The 16298-nt window shown below is 60.6% G+C and carries 12 protein-coding genes; all 12 read left to right on the top strand.

Going from position 1 to position 16298, the window contains the following annotated elements; genetic code table 11:
- Positions 1–384: 384 nt before the first annotated feature.
- The 12 genes from CRI93_RS08700 (at position 385) to CRI93_RS08640 (ending at position 16298) form a co-directional block, all read left to right on the top strand.
- Positions 385–3189: a TonB-dependent receptor gene (locus CRI93_RS08700; protein WP_098062234.1), complete on the top strand. Its 2805-nt coding sequence runs from the start codon at positions 385–387 to the stop codon at positions 3187–3189.
- Positions 3190–3222: 33 nt separating this feature from the next.
- A complete protein-coding gene (locus CRI93_RS08695) occupies positions 3223–4281 on the top strand; it encodes a saccharopine dehydrogenase family protein (RefSeq protein WP_098062233.1) in 1059 nt (352 codons plus the stop codon).
- A gap of 322 nt (positions 4282–4603) precedes the next feature.
- Positions 4604–5221, top strand: a complete 618-nt coding sequence (locus tag CRI93_RS08690) for a superoxide dismutase (protein ID WP_098062232.1) — start codon at positions 4604–4606, stop codon at positions 5219–5221.
- A gap of 219 nt (positions 5222–5440) precedes the next feature.
- Positions 5441–5773: an MrpF/PhaF family protein gene (locus CRI93_RS08685; protein ID WP_245850421.1), complete on the top strand. Its 333-nt coding sequence runs from the start codon at positions 5441–5443 to the stop codon at positions 5771–5773.
- Between the two features lie 6 nt (positions 5774–5779).
- Positions 5780–6211 (top strand): monovalent cation/H(+) antiporter subunit G, encoded by a 432-nt coding sequence (gene mnhG, locus CRI93_RS08680; protein ID WP_176521797.1) that lies wholly within the window; start codon positions 5780–5782, stop codon positions 6209–6211.
- A gap of 89 nt (positions 6212–6300) precedes the next feature.
- Entirely contained in the window at positions 6301–8658 is a 2358-nt protein-coding gene (locus CRI93_RS08675) for a putative monovalent cation/H+ antiporter subunit A (RefSeq protein ID WP_098062231.1), read from the top strand.
- Positions 8655–9122: a Na+/H+ antiporter subunit B gene (locus CRI93_RS08670; RefSeq protein WP_098062230.1), complete on the top strand. Its 468-nt coding sequence runs from the start codon at positions 8655–8657 to the stop codon at positions 9120–9122. The genes CRI93_RS08675 and CRI93_RS08670 overlap by 4 nt, the downstream gene beginning before the upstream one ends.
- Positions 9123–9199: 77 nt before the next feature.
- Entirely contained in the window at positions 9200–9556 is a 357-nt protein-coding gene (locus CRI93_RS08665; protein WP_098062229.1) for an NADH-quinone oxidoreductase subunit K, read from the top strand.
- Positions 9557–9611: 55 nt separating this feature from the next.
- Entirely contained in the window at positions 9612–11198 is a 1587-nt protein-coding gene (locus CRI93_RS08660) for a Na+/H+ antiporter subunit D (RefSeq protein ID WP_098062228.1), read from the top strand.
- A complete protein-coding gene (locus CRI93_RS08655; protein ID WP_245850420.1) occupies positions 11158–11652 on the top strand; it encodes a Na+/H+ antiporter subunit E in 495 nt (164 codons plus the stop codon). The genes CRI93_RS08660 and CRI93_RS08655 overlap by 41 nt, the downstream gene beginning before the upstream one ends.
- A 21-nt stretch (positions 11653–11673) precedes the next feature.
- Entirely contained in the window at positions 11674–12309 is a 636-nt protein-coding gene (locus CRI93_RS08650) for a 4'-phosphopantetheinyl transferase family protein (protein WP_098062226.1), read from the top strand.
- A gap of 728 nt (positions 12310–13037) precedes the next feature.
- The gene (locus CRI93_RS08640) at positions 13038–16298 is read left to right on the top strand and encodes a T9SS type A sorting domain-containing protein (protein WP_176521796.1); all 3261 of its coding nucleotides are present in this window, start codon (positions 13038–13040) and stop codon (positions 16296–16298) included.

Below are 16298 nucleotides of genomic sequence, written 5' to 3'. Positions count from 1 at the left end.
GTGACGAGAAAAAAGCGGATTGGTACTAAATGGAATGCTCCCTGAGGCAATCGGTACCACAAGAATCCGGCACAAGTTGCCCTGTTCGTTTGCGCTTGGTATCACGGCCGTGTCGGAGACACAGCAGGCCGATCGACATACACCAGCAGTGTGTTATCAAACAGGAAACAGCGTCGCCCTTCCAAATCGCGGGTTGATCCTTTTCTTTAAGATTGCTATAATGCAAAGAAAGAATGATCACTGTGTGAGCCAGTCGGGCCCGTTTCTGTGCGCCGCTCCTCTGCGTTTCCCGTAAGATGCGTCTGGCTTATACGCTCTGGGCTCCCTCATGTGCATCCAATCTGTAGCCTTGTATCAACAGACCGCTCTGCTGCGGTCCTTCTTATGCTTGCTGTTTTCCGTTGTACTGCTCAGGCCATTGTGGCATGTGCACTCCTATTTGGTCTTCTGCTCCTAAACGCGCCCGCTGCTGCGCAAGACGCTAATGTGCAGGGCATTGTGCTCGACGGCACCGGCGAGTCGTTGCCCGGCGTAAACATTACGCTAATGGGTACGCAGCGCGGGACGGTATCGCGGGCCGACGGGTCGTTTTCGCTCTACGTACCCTTTGATGAGATCGAGAGGCCTCGTTTGCGCTTCTCCTTTATCGGGTTTCAGGCCGTAGAGCAGCCGCTGAACGGCCCTGTTAGCAACTTAGAGGTTGTGATGAACGAGGCCGTTGCACGGGGCGAAGAGGTCATCGTGTCAGCCTCCCGCGTAGACGAGCGCATTCTGGAGGTGCCCGTCACGGTCGGGCGGCTGTCGGGGCGCGACCTGACCATGCGGCCATCCATCGATCTGGTGGCGAGCATGGAGTCGATGGCGGGTGTGGATGTGAGCCGCTCGTCTATGCTCGTTAACAGCCCGTCAACGCGGGGCTTCAACAGCACGAAGTCGGAGCGCGTCATTCAGCTTACCGATTATGTGGACTTTGTTGCCCCTTCGCTGTCGGTGTACTCCGGCAATACCTCGGGGCCGCCGCTGGTGGATATGGAAAGCATGGATCTGATCCACGGCGCAAGCTCGGCGCTGTACGGGCCCAACGCCTTTAACGGCGTTATCATCATGAACTCGCGCGATCCGATCAACGATCAGGGCGTAGATCTACGCCTGAAAGGGGGCACACGCGACCTGGTCGATGTGTCGGGCCGGATAGCACAGGGCTTTTTCGACGACCGCGTGGCCATTAAGCTGGTGGGCCGCTACATGGAAGCCAATGAATACATCAGCCGTAATTTCAATGCCCAGGCGCAGGAGATCGTCCCCAGCAACAACCCTGTAAACGACCCGCGCGGCTACGATGCTGTAAATCGGTACGGCGCTATCAACCTGAGCAATACCGAGGCTGCCAATGTTCTGCAATCGTCGGGCATTGACCCATCATCCAACAACATTTTTCTGCCGGGATACAGCGAGGAAGCGCTTGTAGGCCGCGATATGAACGCAAGCACATGGCAGATTAGCCCCACCGTCAGTGCGCAGCTGGGCGACGATATTCGCGCTACGTACTGGTATCGGTTTTCCAGCAGCGAAGGCATCTACCAGAGCAACAGCCGGTTCCGGTGGGACGGCATTACGGTGAGCACGAATGCCTTGGAGCTGGAGGGCAACAACTGGGTGATGCGCGGTTACCGCACCGCCGATAGCGGGGGCGATAGCTACGACATCAATCTGCTGGGAGCCGTCATGAACCAGCAACTGTACGTGCAGGGGCCCGATCCGACCTCTACCGAGGTGCTTGTTGCTTCGCAACTGCCCGATGACGTGTCATACGCAGGTGCCTACGCAGCGGTGTACGGCACGGCGTACGAGCAGGCCATGAATGGAGGAGCTACGGCTCAGGAAGCCTTTGAGCAAGCCCAGGCCGCCGCCGGGTCGGTGCTTCCGCAAGCGGGCGAAGACCGCTTCGACGCGGCCCGCTCGGCCACCCTGAACCTGCCCGTAAGAGAGACACGCCCCACGTTCGACATCGAGTCGGCGCTCTATCATGCCGAAGGGCAGTACACCTTCGAGTCTGATGTTGTGGATGCAACGGTGGGCGGCAACTACCGGCAGTATCGCCTCACCTCTGCAGGCACGCTCTTCTCCGATGGCGAAGTTGCCTCGCCCATCAATCCCGATGGCACCCGCGACGTGCGCGATGGCATCGACAACGACGAGTACGGCGGCTTCCTGCGTCTGCAACGTGGATTCTTCAACGACCGGCTGAGCCTTTCGGCGGTAGGCCGTGTAGACGCGTTCCGCAATTTCGACACGCAGTTCTCACCGCGTCTTTCGGGCGTGCTCACGCTCGGCGAAAATCGTCAGCACAACTTCCGCGTTAACTACGCCAGCGCGTTTCGTCCGCCCGCCCAGCTCGACCAGTACATCTACCTGGATCTGGGCACAGCGCTGCTGCGCGGCAATGCGGGCGATGGGTATTTCGCTGTAAACCCGCCGTCGCGAGACCCCGAGGGACGCTCGGTTGCTGAACAGGTGCAGCAAGAGGCCCTCTTTCAGGTCGACCCGCTCGATGTGGAAGAGATGGAGAGCATCGAGGTTGGCTATAAGACCAATGCAGGTGCGCTGTTTGCGGACGTGAGCTATTACCGAAGTGAGTACACGGGTTTCATTGGCACGCGACAGTTTATCGGCAAGGAGGATGGCAGTCGCATCACCGAAAATGACCTGCAGCGTAACGACGACGACCCGTTACGTCCGCGCCTGATTCAAGTATGGACCAATGCCGACCAGGACATCACCACGCAGGGGGCGCAACTTGGATTGGAGTACCGGTTTGCCGACGCGTTTCGGATGCGCGGCAATTACACGTGGTCGCATATCGACAACGACAATCTGGGCGATGCCGTTGGGTTGGGATTCAACACGCCCGAGCACAAGCTTAACGTAGGCGTCGAAGGGGAAATTGGAAACTTTACCTACCACACCAACCTGCGCTGGCATGACGAATACACGTTCCAGATGCCGTTCGCACGCGGACCCATCGACAGCAATGCGGTGCTCGATGGACAGATCGGCTATTCCATTCCGGCACTGCGTACCACGGTAAGCGTAGGCGGTACCAACCTTACCGATACCGATTACGTAACAGCATACGGTGCTGCTCCTATTGGGCGCATCGTGTACACAAGCCTGTCGATATCGTACTGATTCTGTTGGTCTTTTCCCGTTTCCCCTTGTCCAATGAACACATGGTTGCTGTACGGCGCATACGGATACACCGGTCAACTCATTGGCGAAGAAGCGAAGCGGCGCGGCCTGAGCATCATTGCCGCCGGGCGGGATGCAGAGCGGCTGGCCGAGGTGGAAAACAAGTGGTCGGTTCCAGGGCGCGTGGTAGCACTACAAGACGAAACCGCCCTGCGCGACGTTCTTAACGAGGTCGATGGTGTGATGCATTGCGCGGGGCCGTTCGAGGATACCGCCCATCCTATGCTGCATGCCTGCCTGGACACGGGCACGCATTACCTTGACATCACCGGCGAGTGGCAGGTGTTCGAGGCATTGCGCCGCCGCAAGGCTGACATACAAAAGGCCGGCATCGTCGTCCTGCCCGGTGTTGGGTTCGACGTAGTGCCTACCGACTGCGTGGCCGCTACGCTTGCGCAGGCATGCCCCGATGCTACGGCGCTGTCGCTGGGATTTGTGGGGTTGGGTGCGCTCTCGCGAGGCACAGCCCTTACCGCCCTGCGCGGATGGGGGCGGGGCAGCCTCATGCGTCGCAATGGGCAGCTGGTACGCATCCCGGCCGGGACGCACACCCGCGAGGTAGACATTGCCGGACGGATGCGTACGCTCACGGCCATTCCGTGGGGCGACGTCAGCACCGCGTATCATTCTACGGGCATTCCCACGATTACGGTGTACACACACGTGCCACCTGCCCTGCAATGGATGCTGCGTGCCTCCGGGTCTCTTCCGGCCTGGCTGCGCGCCGTGCTGCGCCCGGTGGTCGAGGGCGTCGTGCGTCGCACCGTAGACGGTCCCGATGCCGAGATGCGCAAAACGGGCGCCTCATGGGTCTGGGGGCAGGTGCAGCGCCCCGATGGCTCCACCCGCACCGCCCGGTGGACCGGCCCCGAGGGCTATACGCTGACGGCCCGCACTGCGGTTGAAGCCATGCATCGAATGGAAGATGCCCGCCCCGACCCCGGATATCACACTCCATCAACAGCGTTCGGGGCTTCGTTCGTGGAGACCGTGGCAGAGAGCAGTGCAGTGCAGTTGGAGCCTGCCCCGTAAGTGATCTTGCGCCGGGTTCATCGCGGCTCCATGCAGTTGTAATGGGGACGCAACGCCGAAAACAAACGAAGGGAGGTCTCGTTGTCGCATCGAGCCTTCCCACAGGCTTGGACATGCACGTTTTGCACGTGCGTTCAAACTTGCCAAGGCAGGCCCATTGATGTCACGAAATGGCATCGTGCGCTCTGTCAACGAGCGCAGGACAGCCGCCGCGTTGCCTTTGTTGCACAGGTTATCTGTTGCACAATTTGATCAGGTGATGCCGTGCGGCGTGCAGTACCCAACAGTTCACCCTACACCCATCAACCCCGTACCGAAAATTATGGCTTTTTCTCTTCCCGATTTGCCGTACGACTACGATGCGCTGGAGCCCGTCATTGACGAGCAGACCATGCGCATCCATCATGGCAAACACCATCAGGGCTACACGAACAAGCTGAACGCTGCGCTGGAGGGCCACGACGACCTGAGCGAGCATTCGATTGAGGCGCTCCTGCATGGGCTGGACAACCTGCCCGCCGACATCCAGACCGCCGTGCGTAACAACGGTGGTGGATTCGCCAATCACCGTCTGTTCTGGACGGTGCTCTCGCCCGAAGGCGGCGGTGCCCCCACCGGTTCACTTGCCGAGGCCATTGACGACGAGTTTGGCTCGTTCGATGCCTTCAAGAAATCCTTCACCAACGCAGCCACCGGGCAGTTCGGGAGCGGATGGGGCTGGCTCGTTGCCCATCCCGACGGTAGCCTCGACGTGTACTCCACGCCCAACCAGGATAGCCCGTACCTGAAAGGCGATACCCCCATTCTGGGTGTGGACGTGTGGGAGCACGCCTACTACCTGAACTATCAGAACGAACGCGGCACCTACGTCGATAAGTTCTGGGACATTGTTGACTGGGAGGCCGTCAATGAACGCTACGAAGACGCTCTGGATGCGTAAGCTGCGCAGAGCGGCAAGATGTGTAGAAGAGAGGCGACAGGCGCTGTCCTGTCGCCTCGTTTTTTGTTTGGGGCATGCTGGTTAGCAACCGATAAGTAGACCTATGACCGTGAAATGCCCGTCGATTTCGGCTGGGCGATTGCGTTTTAGCGGAATGAGCCTGTACCCTATGCGTGTGGATACACGGAAGTACCGCGTGTCCCGTGTCTATCTATCCTGATGCCCGACGACGAACTGCGCATGATGGAACTCAGTGGCCCCCTCGCGTGGACCGTGTATTCGTGCTTAATCCTGATCAGCGTGTCGCTGATGCTGGCCGTGGTGCGCCTTATTCGGGGACCGAGCCTTCCCGATCGTGTCATTGCCTTGGATCTGATTGCATATCAGGCGATTGCGCTGATGCTGATGTATGCCATTGCAACCGATAAAAGTTATTTCTTGGAGGTGGGGCTGGTGTTAGGGCTCATTGCGTTCCTGGGAACGGTTGCCTTTGCCCGATATATTGAGTACATCTCGCTTGAAGCTACTGTTGCTGACGACTATAACGAGTAAACTGCTATGGACGCTGTGATGGAGTGGATTGGGATGGCTTTAGCTGTTGGGGGCACGTTCTTCGTGTTTGTCGCGGGGTTAGGGGTTGTGCGCCTGCCCGACGTACCCATGCGTATGCATGCGTCTACAAAGGCCGGTACACTGGGGGTAGCGCTTATTGCGGCCTCGCTCACCTTTTTCTTTCCTGGGCTGGGCATTCTGGCCCGGTCCATGGCGCTCATCGTATTTCTGCTGCTTACCGCGCCCGTAGCGGCGCACATGATTGGGCGAGCTGCCTACTACGGCGGCCCGCAGATCGGGGTGCGCCTGTGGCATGACACGGCCATCGACCAGTTGCCAACCCACCAGGTGCTAAGCTCAGATGCTGCCTCCGACGGCACCGACGCGTTTCCAGAATGCACCACTCAAGAGACGTCGAAGCAGCACACCTCGTCGTAAGTAGCGCTCCGCTGTCGCGCATCACGTTGCTGCCGCACCGACCTGCGCGCGGCTGTCACATTGTTTTCGGTTGACGCCAATTTGTCTGTATGGGGATCGTTCTTGCTGTCTTTGCCGGGTTTGCGCTCGCGCTCGTGGCGCCGTGGATTACAGGGGCTACCGGGCGCGCTACCGGATGGCTGTACAGCCTGGTGCCTGCGGGTATCACAGCGTACCTGTCCACGTTCATCGCCCCGGTAGCTGCGGGCGAAACCATGCGTGTGGCTTACGCCTGGGTGCCAGGCCTTAACGTGGACCTGTCGTTCTACGTTGATGGCCTCAGCCTCTTCTTTGCGCTGCTCATTACGGGCATTGGCACGCTCATCTTCATCTATGCCGGGGCGTACCTGAAAGGTCACCACCACCTTGGGCGGTTCTTTGCCTACCTGTCCATGTTCATGGCCGCGATGGTCGGGCTGGTGCTGGCCGACAACCTGTTTACCTTCTACATCTTCTTCGAGCTGACGAGCTTCGCCTCGTTCGTGCTCATCGGGTTCAACCACGACGAGGCCGCCTCGCGCCGCGCAGCGTGGCAGGCGCTACTCATCACAAAGGCGGGCGGGCTCGCCCTGCTGGCCGGGTTTCTGTTGATGGAGCAGGCCACCGGCACCCTGCAGATCTCGGCCATCCTCGAAACCGGAGAGGCAATTCGCGACCATGGCTTCTACACCGCCATTGTGTTGCTTGTGCTGGCCGGGGCCTTCACCAAATCGGCGCAGTTCCCGTTCTACTTCTGGCTTCCCAATGCCATGCAGGCGCCCACGCCTGTGAGCGCGTACTTGCACTCCGCCACCATGGTTAAGGCCGGAATCTACGTGATGGCGCGCTTCCATCCTGTGCTTTCAGGAACCGACCTGTGGTTCTGGCTTGTGGGCGGCATCGGCGCGTTTACGATGGTCCTTAGCGCCTGGCTCGCCCTGCAATACACCGACCTGAAGGGCATCCTGGCCTACACAACCATTATGGCGCTGGGGGCGCTCACCATGCTGCTGGGGCTGGGCACCGAAACCGCCCTGAAGGCATGCCTCGTCTTCGTGCTGGTCCACGCCTTCTACAAAGCGGCGCTCTTCATGGTGGCCGGAGCCATTGATCACGGCGTGCACGAGCGCGATATCACCAAGCTTGGGGGGCTGCGCTCCAAAATGCCCATTACGTTTGGCGCAGCGGTTATCGCATGCCTCTCAATGGCCGGTATTCCGCTGTTTTTTGGATTCATAGGGAAAGAGATTATCTATGAGGCCACACTGCATCTGGACCAGGCTGCCTTGTTCTTTACCGGCGCGGCCCTCTTGGCGAACGTCGCCCTGGTGGCCTCGGCAGGACTCCTCGCCATCCGCCCGTTCATGGGGCCGCTGAACGACCTTACGTCGCACGCCCATCGTCCGGACACCGGGCTGTGGTTTGGGGCAGCAGTGCTTGCGGTCCTCAGTCTGGGGCTGGGCCTGGCGCCGTGGCTGCTTGACAGCGCCATCCTGGCGCCCTCGCTCAGTGCCCTCATGGGGGCCGAGGCTACGCCCCATCTGGCCATCTGGCACGGGTTCAACCTGCCGTTGGCGCTGAGTGGGGTGACGGTCGCGCTCGGCGTGGGTACGTACTTCGCGTGGACCCCGATGCGACAGAGCGCCCCGTTCCGCGCTCTGGAGCGCTGGCTGGGCACCGGCCTCGACAACGGCTACGACCATGCCATTAATGGATTGCTCGCTACGGCAACGGCGCAAACCAACTTCCTGCAGAACGGCTATTTGCGTCGGTACATTGCCACCATCCTGGGCACCACGGTCGCCGTGGTTGGCTATACCTTTGGTCATTTCGGATTCGAAGGCCCGGTGCTCTCGTTCGTCGGAATTGCACCCTACGAGTGGATCTTGAGCCTTCTTATTGTGGGCGGGGCGCTCGCTACGCTGTTTCTGAGTGCCCGTATTGCGTTGGTGGCTGCGCTTGGCATCAGTGGGTTTAGCATTGCGCTTACCTACCTGATGTATGGCGCGCCCGACCTGGCGATGACGCAGTTTCTCATCGAGACGCTCACCGTCATCCTCTTTGTGCTGATCTTAGCTGCGTTGCCTACACTTAGCGAAGTGGCCTCGATTGGGCATCGTCTGCGCGATGGTGTGCTGGCTGTGGCTACAGGAAGCATGTTCACTGCGCTCATGCTGGCAGTGCTGAATCAGCCCTTCGAGAACCGCATGGGCGAATACTACATGCAGTACAGCTACTCCGAGGCCCAGGGGCGCAATATCGTAAACACGATTCTGGTGGACTTCCGTGCGCTCGATACACTGGGCGAAATCACGGTGCTGCTGATCGCTGGGTTTGGCATCTACACCCTGCTCCGCCTCAAACGCTCCAAAACATCGGAGAAGGTCGAGGCCTCGCGTGCTTCTGAACAAGTTGAGCAACTGTCATGAGACTGTCGCTGATTTTACGTACGGCGGCCCGGCTGTTGGTGCCGCTGATGATTCTGTTTTCGGTCTTCCTGATGCTCCGCGGCCACAACGAGGCCGGCGGTGGATTCATCGGGGGGCTTGTGTCAGCCAGTGCCTTTGCGCTTTACGCTATGGCCTACGGGACGCAAGACGCGCGCCGTGCGCTGTACGCTGATCCGCGTACGCTCATGGCATCGGGCGTGGGCATTGCGCTGGTAAGTGCGCTCATCCCGCTCTTTTCGGGAGCGCCCTTTTTCAAGGGGCTGTGGACGACGCTGCCCGGCGGGGTCAAGCTGGGCACGCCCATCCTGTTTGACATCGGGGTCTACCTGCTTGTGGTGGGCATGACGCTCGTCGTCATCTACGAGCTTGACGACGATGGCCTTAGCCTTTTCCCGCGCGATAACCGGCCGGGCACTACGCCTCCCTCGTCGCCTGCCGCGTAGCCTGCTAAGCTGCATCGTGGTGATGCGCGCCTGCTGACCTCTGCTCTGCCTCCCCCTGACTGCTTTTGTGTTGACGTATGGAAACTCTGCTTGCTTTTGTGATCGGTGCGCTCGTGGCCATTGCAGTGTACCAACTGCAGCGCCGTGACCTGGTGCGCATGGTCATCGGGATTGTGATTCTGTCGAATGCGGTGAACCTGCTGCTCTTTACGCTGGGGCGCATGACGCGTGCCGAGGCGCCGCTCATTGAACTGGGGGCGAAGCTGCCACCCGAGGGCAGCGCCAATCCCCTCTCGCAGGCGCTCATCCTAACCGCTATTGTGATTGGGTTTGGGCTGCTCGCGTTCTCGCTGGTGCTGGTGTATCGGGCCTACCGATCGCTCGATACCGTGGATGCGCAAGACTTCGTTGAACTGGAGTTCGACGACGCGTGACATTGCTGGAGCGCCTCCTGTTTCTGCCTTTTGACGACGCTAACTTCTGTGCTGTATGGATGCTGACCTTCTGCTCATTTTGCCGCTTGTTCTGCCGCTGGCTGCGGCGGTGCTGGCCTTGCTTTTTCGCAACGTGCCCCGCGTGCAGGCTGGCATCAACCTGATTAGCATGAGCGGTGTGCTGGCGGTTTCGCTGGGACTGCTGGCCATGATCAACGAGCAGGGCATTCAGTCGTTTGCCTCGGGCGGGTGGCCGGCCCCCTTCGGCATTGTGCTCGTGGCCGACTACCTGAGCGTGATTATGCTCATTGTGTCGGCTATTATTGGGGTGGCCGTGGCCGTGTACGCCATTCCGAATATCGATGCCGAGCGCGTGCACTTTGGCTTCTACCCGTTCATGAACCTGCTCATGCTGGGCATCAACGGGTCGTTCCTGACGGGTGACCTGTTTAACCTGTACGTGTGGTTTGAGGTGATGCTCATCTCCTCGTTCGTACTCATTGTGCTCGGCAATACCGAGGACCAGCTGGCGGGCGCGGTCAAGTACGTCATGATCAACCTGGTGTCGTCGCTCTTTTTCTTGACCGGGGCCGGACTTGTGTATGGCACGGCGGGCACGCTCAACATGGCCGAACTGGCGCTGGTGCTCAATGAGGTGGAGTCTTCGGGCCTCGTTACGATCATCTCCATGATGTTCTTGATCTCGTTCGGGATCAAGGCGGCGCTTTTTCCACTCTTCTTCTGGCTTCCGGCCTCGTACCACACGCCCCCGGCTGCGGTATCGGCCTTCTTTGCGGGACTGCTCACCAAAGTGGGCGTGTACGCCATGATTCGCGTGTTTACGCTGCTCTTTACGCAAGACATTGGCTACACGCATACGACCATGCTGATGTGGGTGGCCGGTCTTACCATGGTAACGGGCGTGCTGGGTGCAGCAGCGCAGAACGACTTCCGGCGCGTGCTGTCGTTTCACATTGTGAGTCAGATTGGCTACATGATCATGGGGCTTGCGATCTACACGCCGCTGGCGCTCATCGGAGCCGTGTTCTACATCATCCACCACATCATCGTAAAGGCGAACCTGTTTCTGGTGAGTGGTGTAGCACAGCGACTGGGCGGCTCGTTTAGCCTCAAAAAGCTAAAGGGCCTCTACGCGCACCATCCGGGCCTGGCGATTCTGTTTTTGATTCCGGCCTTCTCACTGGCGGGATTTCCGCCGCTCTCGGGCTTTTGGGCCAAGCTCGTGCTTGCCAAAGCAGGTATCGAAGCAGGCGCTTACGGTATTGTAGCCGTCGCCATTGCCGTGGGGCTCTTCACCATGTTCTCGATGACCAAGATCTGGGTAAAGGCCTTCCTTCCCGGAAGCAGCGATCCCGACGCTGCCGAAAACGATGCGACCGAACGCAGGCCCATGACTATGGGCACCCGCCTGATGTACGTGCCCATCGCCGCCCTTGCGGGCATTACCATCATGATTAGCGTTTTTGCTGGGCCGGTCTTCGACCTTGCCGAACGCTCCGCCAACGAACTCTCCGACTCCTCTGCCTACATCGAAGCTGTCTTAGGCCATGAAGAATCTGCTGCTGACCCTTATACTCGCCTTGATCTGGACCGCCGTTCAGGGGGCGTTCACGCTCCCTAATTTTGTGGTCGGGTTTGCGCTGGGCTATGCGGTGTTGCTGCTGCTTCGTCCGCTCGTGGGCGATGCCGGATACGATGCCCGCCTGTGGCATCAGGTGTCGTTGGTCGGGTTCTTTGTGAAGGAGCTTGTGAAGTCGAGCGTCCGCGTGGCGTGGGAAGTCATCACGCCCGGATACGGCATGCGCGCTGGGATTCTGGCGGTGCCGCTCGACCTGAAGTCCGACCTCGGCATCACGCTGCTCGCTAATCTGATTTCGCTGACGCCGGGTACGCTCAGCCTCGACATCTCCGACGACCGCGACCACCTCTTCATCCACGCCATGTACATCGACAAAAGCCCCGAGGAGGATGTGCAGCACATTAAGAACACGTTTGAGCGGCGTATTATGCTGGCGCTGGGCAAACCCGGCGAGGTAAGCTCGGTAGCCGATCGGGCTCAGCCGCAGTCGGTGTAACCGGCTTATTCTCTGCTGTTTGTGGAGGACGAAGACATGGTGCACCCCCCTCATATCTACTGGTACTGGATCACCCTCGCTGATGGGCAACAGGCTCTTCTGGATCCACAGGAACGGGCCCGGTGCCGCACGTTCGGCAGCACAGACCGCCGCCGCAGTTTCGTGGCTGGGCGCACCGCCCTCAAAACACTGGTGGCACGTCATACCGGGCAGGCTCCCGGCGCAGTACGGGTGCATGTGGCCGATGATGGGAGCCTTTCTGTTGACGGTCCGCTGCACGTTTCGCTGGCGCACTCGGATGCGTGGGCGGTAGCCGTGCTGGCACCGGTGCCCATTGGCATCGACCTGGAGCAGATTCAGCCCCGTGACGCCGCTGTGGCCCGTTTCCTCTTCGCCCCGGATGATCGCGACACACTCCATGCGCTGCCGGGTACGCCCAACGAGCAGCTCGTGCTGGCGTGGACGCTCAAAGAAGCCGTCCTCAAAGCCCGCCGCAGCGGTTTCCGATGCTCGCCCAAAACCATCCAGCTTCAGGTGGATGCAGAGGCACAGACCGCCCGTGCCATTGTAACACGTACCACACCGCACGACCACTGGCAGTTGGCCTTTGGACGCCGCCACGGCTACTGGTGGGCCTGGGCCACGCCTGCAGGGTAGCGCTACCCCCACATCCCCACTCCCATTTCTACGACGGATGTGATCAATTCGTCCAGCCGAGTACATCGGCCCGTTCAGAGGAGTGTCAATGGATTATCACGATAGATTCGTTGGTGGTGGATAGACGTTAAGTGATAGCTCTCCTGGTAAAAATCTTTCCTGGGGCGAACGGTCCCCCGTTCGCTTACGCCCGTCCCGCCGGAGACGTCCGCGCCGGGCGGCGCTCCCAGCACCGATAGCGTTCGGTGCAAGTTCTCCGGCTACTGGCATATTTCCTCCACCACGTAGCGTTGAACTGCTATCGATTCGTTGATGAAGTGTGATGCCAGTTTGTCACCTATTGTGCGTATCGGCTGCATAATGAGGAATCTAAACGCATAGAAATACGGTCCACAGATAAAAACGACGGCCTCAACTTTATAGTCCAATTCCTCTGGGTCTTCTGTGCAATGAGCTGTGAATCCGTAGATTTGACACATTTGGACAACAGTTTGACACAGCAAGACAAATAATTGTGCCACGTGACTGGTATGTTGCATTTCCAATGGCGCACAGCTTATGCGCCTATGGTGCATAAAAAAACCGCGCGTGCCGCCCAATGGCATCGTAGTGCGAGGCGTTATCTGCTTCCCAGTTACTCTGACATTATGTCGATGACCCTTCGATCTTTAGACGTTTGCTCTGCAGGATGGGGCCACCCATTCCGTATCTTGGTCGGTGTGCTGGCAATGATAAGCATTGGCGTGTGGGGCGTGCCTACGGCTCACGCGCAGATTTATGTGGATGCCTCGGCCTCCGGGGCAGCCAACGGCACGTCTTGGAGCGACGCCTACCCCAACCTGCAAGATGCGCTGGCCGAAGCCGACGGCACCGACGAGGTCTGGATCGCTGCGGGCACCTACACGCCCGGTACCAGTCGTGGTGATAGCTTTGAAATAACCGGTGCCCAGGATGGCCTGGGAATCTATGGCGGATTCGCCGGCACGGAAACCACCCGCAGCGACCGCGACCCGAGCGCGAACGAAACGATTCTCTCCGGTGATCTAAACGGTGACGACGGGCCCGACAGCGACGGCGACGGCATTCCCGACACCGGGCGTGGCGATAACGCCTACCACGTGCTTGTTTTCGATGGGGGCGAAGGATTTGGCGACGACATCGACGATAACATCACGCCCGACACGGTGCTGGATGGCGTCACCATCACCGGCGGGAACGCGGACGACGAATTCTTGCCTAACACCTTAGGAGGAGGGCTGTACTGCGACGGCGAGGGCAGCGGCAATGCGTGCAGCCCGTCGCTTACCGGACTGATCTTCACGGGCAACTCCGCTGATCGCGAAGGCGGTGCGCTCTACAACGATGGCTTTCGTGGCACGAGCAGCCCGCAGGTCACGAACGCGACCTTCACCGGCAACACTGCAGTGATTTACGGCGGGGCGATCCACAACAATGGCCTCGATGGCACGAGCAGCCCGCGCGTCACGGGCACCACGTTCATCGGCAACTCCGCAGACTTCGGCGGCGGTGCGATCTACAACAGCGGCCGCAATGGCACAAGCAGCCCACAGATCACGAACGCCACGTTCACCGGCAACTCCGCAGACTTCGGCGGCGGTGCGATCTACAACGATGGCCGCAATGGCGGCACGAGCAGCCCGCGCGTCACGGGCACCACGTTCACTGGCAACTCCGCAGAAATCGGCGGTGCGATCTACAACTATGGCGACAATGGCACGAGCAGCCCGCAGGTCACGAACGCCATCCTGTGGGGGAATACAGCTGGCAACGATGGCGACGCCATCTCCAACTTTGACGCCACGCCTACGCTCGCGCATACGCTCATCGAAGGCGGCCTCGGCGGTATCAGCGAAAACAACGGCTCCTCCACCACCGACGGCGGGAATAACCTGGACACTAATCCCCTGTTTGTGGATGCAGAGCAGCCTGCGGGCAACGACGGGACGTTCGCAACCTCCGACGACGGCCTGCGCCTCGTGGCGGGCTCCCCGGCCGTGGATGCGGGCACCAACGCTCCGTTTGAGTCGGGCGGCAGCGCTGAGGATATCGATACCGATCTCATCGCCGATGAGCGCATCCAGGATGGCAACGACGACGGCACTGCCACCGTGAACATAGGCGCGTACGAGACGCCCGGCCTGCCCATTGCCACGAGCGTCACCATCACCGGCACCGACGGCACGGGTACCGACGCCGGCTGGCGCGTGCTGAGTGTGCCCTACACGGGAGCAGTGGCAGGCGATCTGCGCATGGCCTCCTCCGCCGGGATCAACGCTCCGCGCTTCAACCTGAACGTGATGGCAGTGTGGGACGACAGCGACCCCGACGAAAGCACCGGCGGCACCGGGGCGTACATCACCGCCGATGCGAGTACGCCGCTGGGCCACGGAAGTGCTGCCTTGCTCTATCTCCAGGACGACACCCGCGACCCCGTCGAATCGGGCGGGCTCACCATCTCGCTGGATGAGAGCTCCAGCGCCACGCGGCACGGCACCAGCGCGGTAGAGCGAAGCGACCTCACGCAAAGCGCCCGCTGGCACCTGCTCGGTAACCCCTATCCAACCGATTACGAGCTTGCTTCGCTCACCACGGGCGGCAGTGCCCTGGCCGACAATGGCTTCAAGGCAGATGCCCAGGTCTACGATGCAAACGTAGGCAGCTGGCAGCTGATTGACACCGGAAGCGCAACGCTGGCTGCATGGCAGGGCGCGTTCATCGAGCGGAGCAACCCAGGGAGCGGTCCGACGACGGTCACGTTTGATCCGAGCGGGCGCACCGCCCCGAATGCGCCGTTTATCGGCAGCGCGATGGAAGGGCCCGCGATGGCATCGGATGTGCAGCGCGGCACGCTGTGGCTGGAGGGCGTCGTAACCGATGCAGCTGGCACGGTCGTCGCGACCGACCAGGCCATTGGGGTGCGCTTCCACGAAAGCGCAACAGACGGCTGGGATGCGTGGGACACCTCGAAACTCGCGCCGCTGGAAGCGCCGTCGGTTACGCTAAGCGCGACGGGTACCGGACGCGGCAGCACCGAAGCATCCAAAGCCGTCGAGAGCCGCCCGTGGCCGCAAGATGCGTCGGATCCAGATACGGACCTCACCGCAGTGCCGGTGGCCGTGCAGGGGACCCAACTGCCCGAGGACGGCACGCTCACGCTTCAGGTGCGCGAGTGGGATCTGCCGGACACGTGGGCCGCAGAACTGATCGACACACAAGGCACCTCCAACGAAAGCGACGACCAGACGGCGCCCCTGGAGCCAGGCATGAACTACACGGTGGACGTAAGCAGCCTGACTGACACCCCGGAAACCGAACGATTCGTGGTGCAGGTTGCGCCGAACACCGGTGCCTTGCCGGTGGAACTGGCTGGATTCGAAGCGCAGCGCTCGGGCGATGAGGCCATCACGGTGCAGTGGGAGACCCTCTCCGAAACCAACAACGCCGGGTTTGAGGTGCAGCGCCGCGCCCAATCTGCCGATACATCCCCCGTAGAGACGTCCCAATGGGGCGTCTCTACGACGGGGGAATCGTGGCAGACGATTGCGCATCTGGAGGGCGCAGGCACCACGGGCACCCCGCAGTCCTACCGGTTTGAGGACACGGATCTGCCGTACGCGGCCGACAGCCTCCGCTACCGCCTCCGCCAGATCGACACCGACGGCACCGAATCCTTCAGCGAGGCGGTGACCATCGTCCGGCCGGTGACCGAGGCCGAGCTGCTCCCCACGTACCCGAACCCGGCGCGCGGACAGGCCACGGTGCGGTTTGCGGTGCCGGAGCGGCAGGACGTGCGCATCGACCTGTACGACCTGCTGGGGCGCCGCGTGCAGACGGTGGTGGATACGGATGCGGAGGGGCGCGCCGAGCAGACCCTCGATGTGAGCAATCTGGCGAGCGGTACGTACTTCCTGCGGATGGATACCGAGGCGGGGCCGGTCGATACGCAACGGGTGACGGTGGTGCGGTAG

Origin of the sequence: Longimonas halophila, from assembly GCF_002554705.1 — a bacterium.
Taxonomy (GTDB): domain Bacteria; phylum Bacteroidota; class Rhodothermia; order Rhodothermales; family Salinibacteraceae; genus Longimonas; species Longimonas halophila.
Note: the sequence above shows the minus strand (reverse complement) of the source record. Positions and strands in the feature narration are given on the sequence as shown.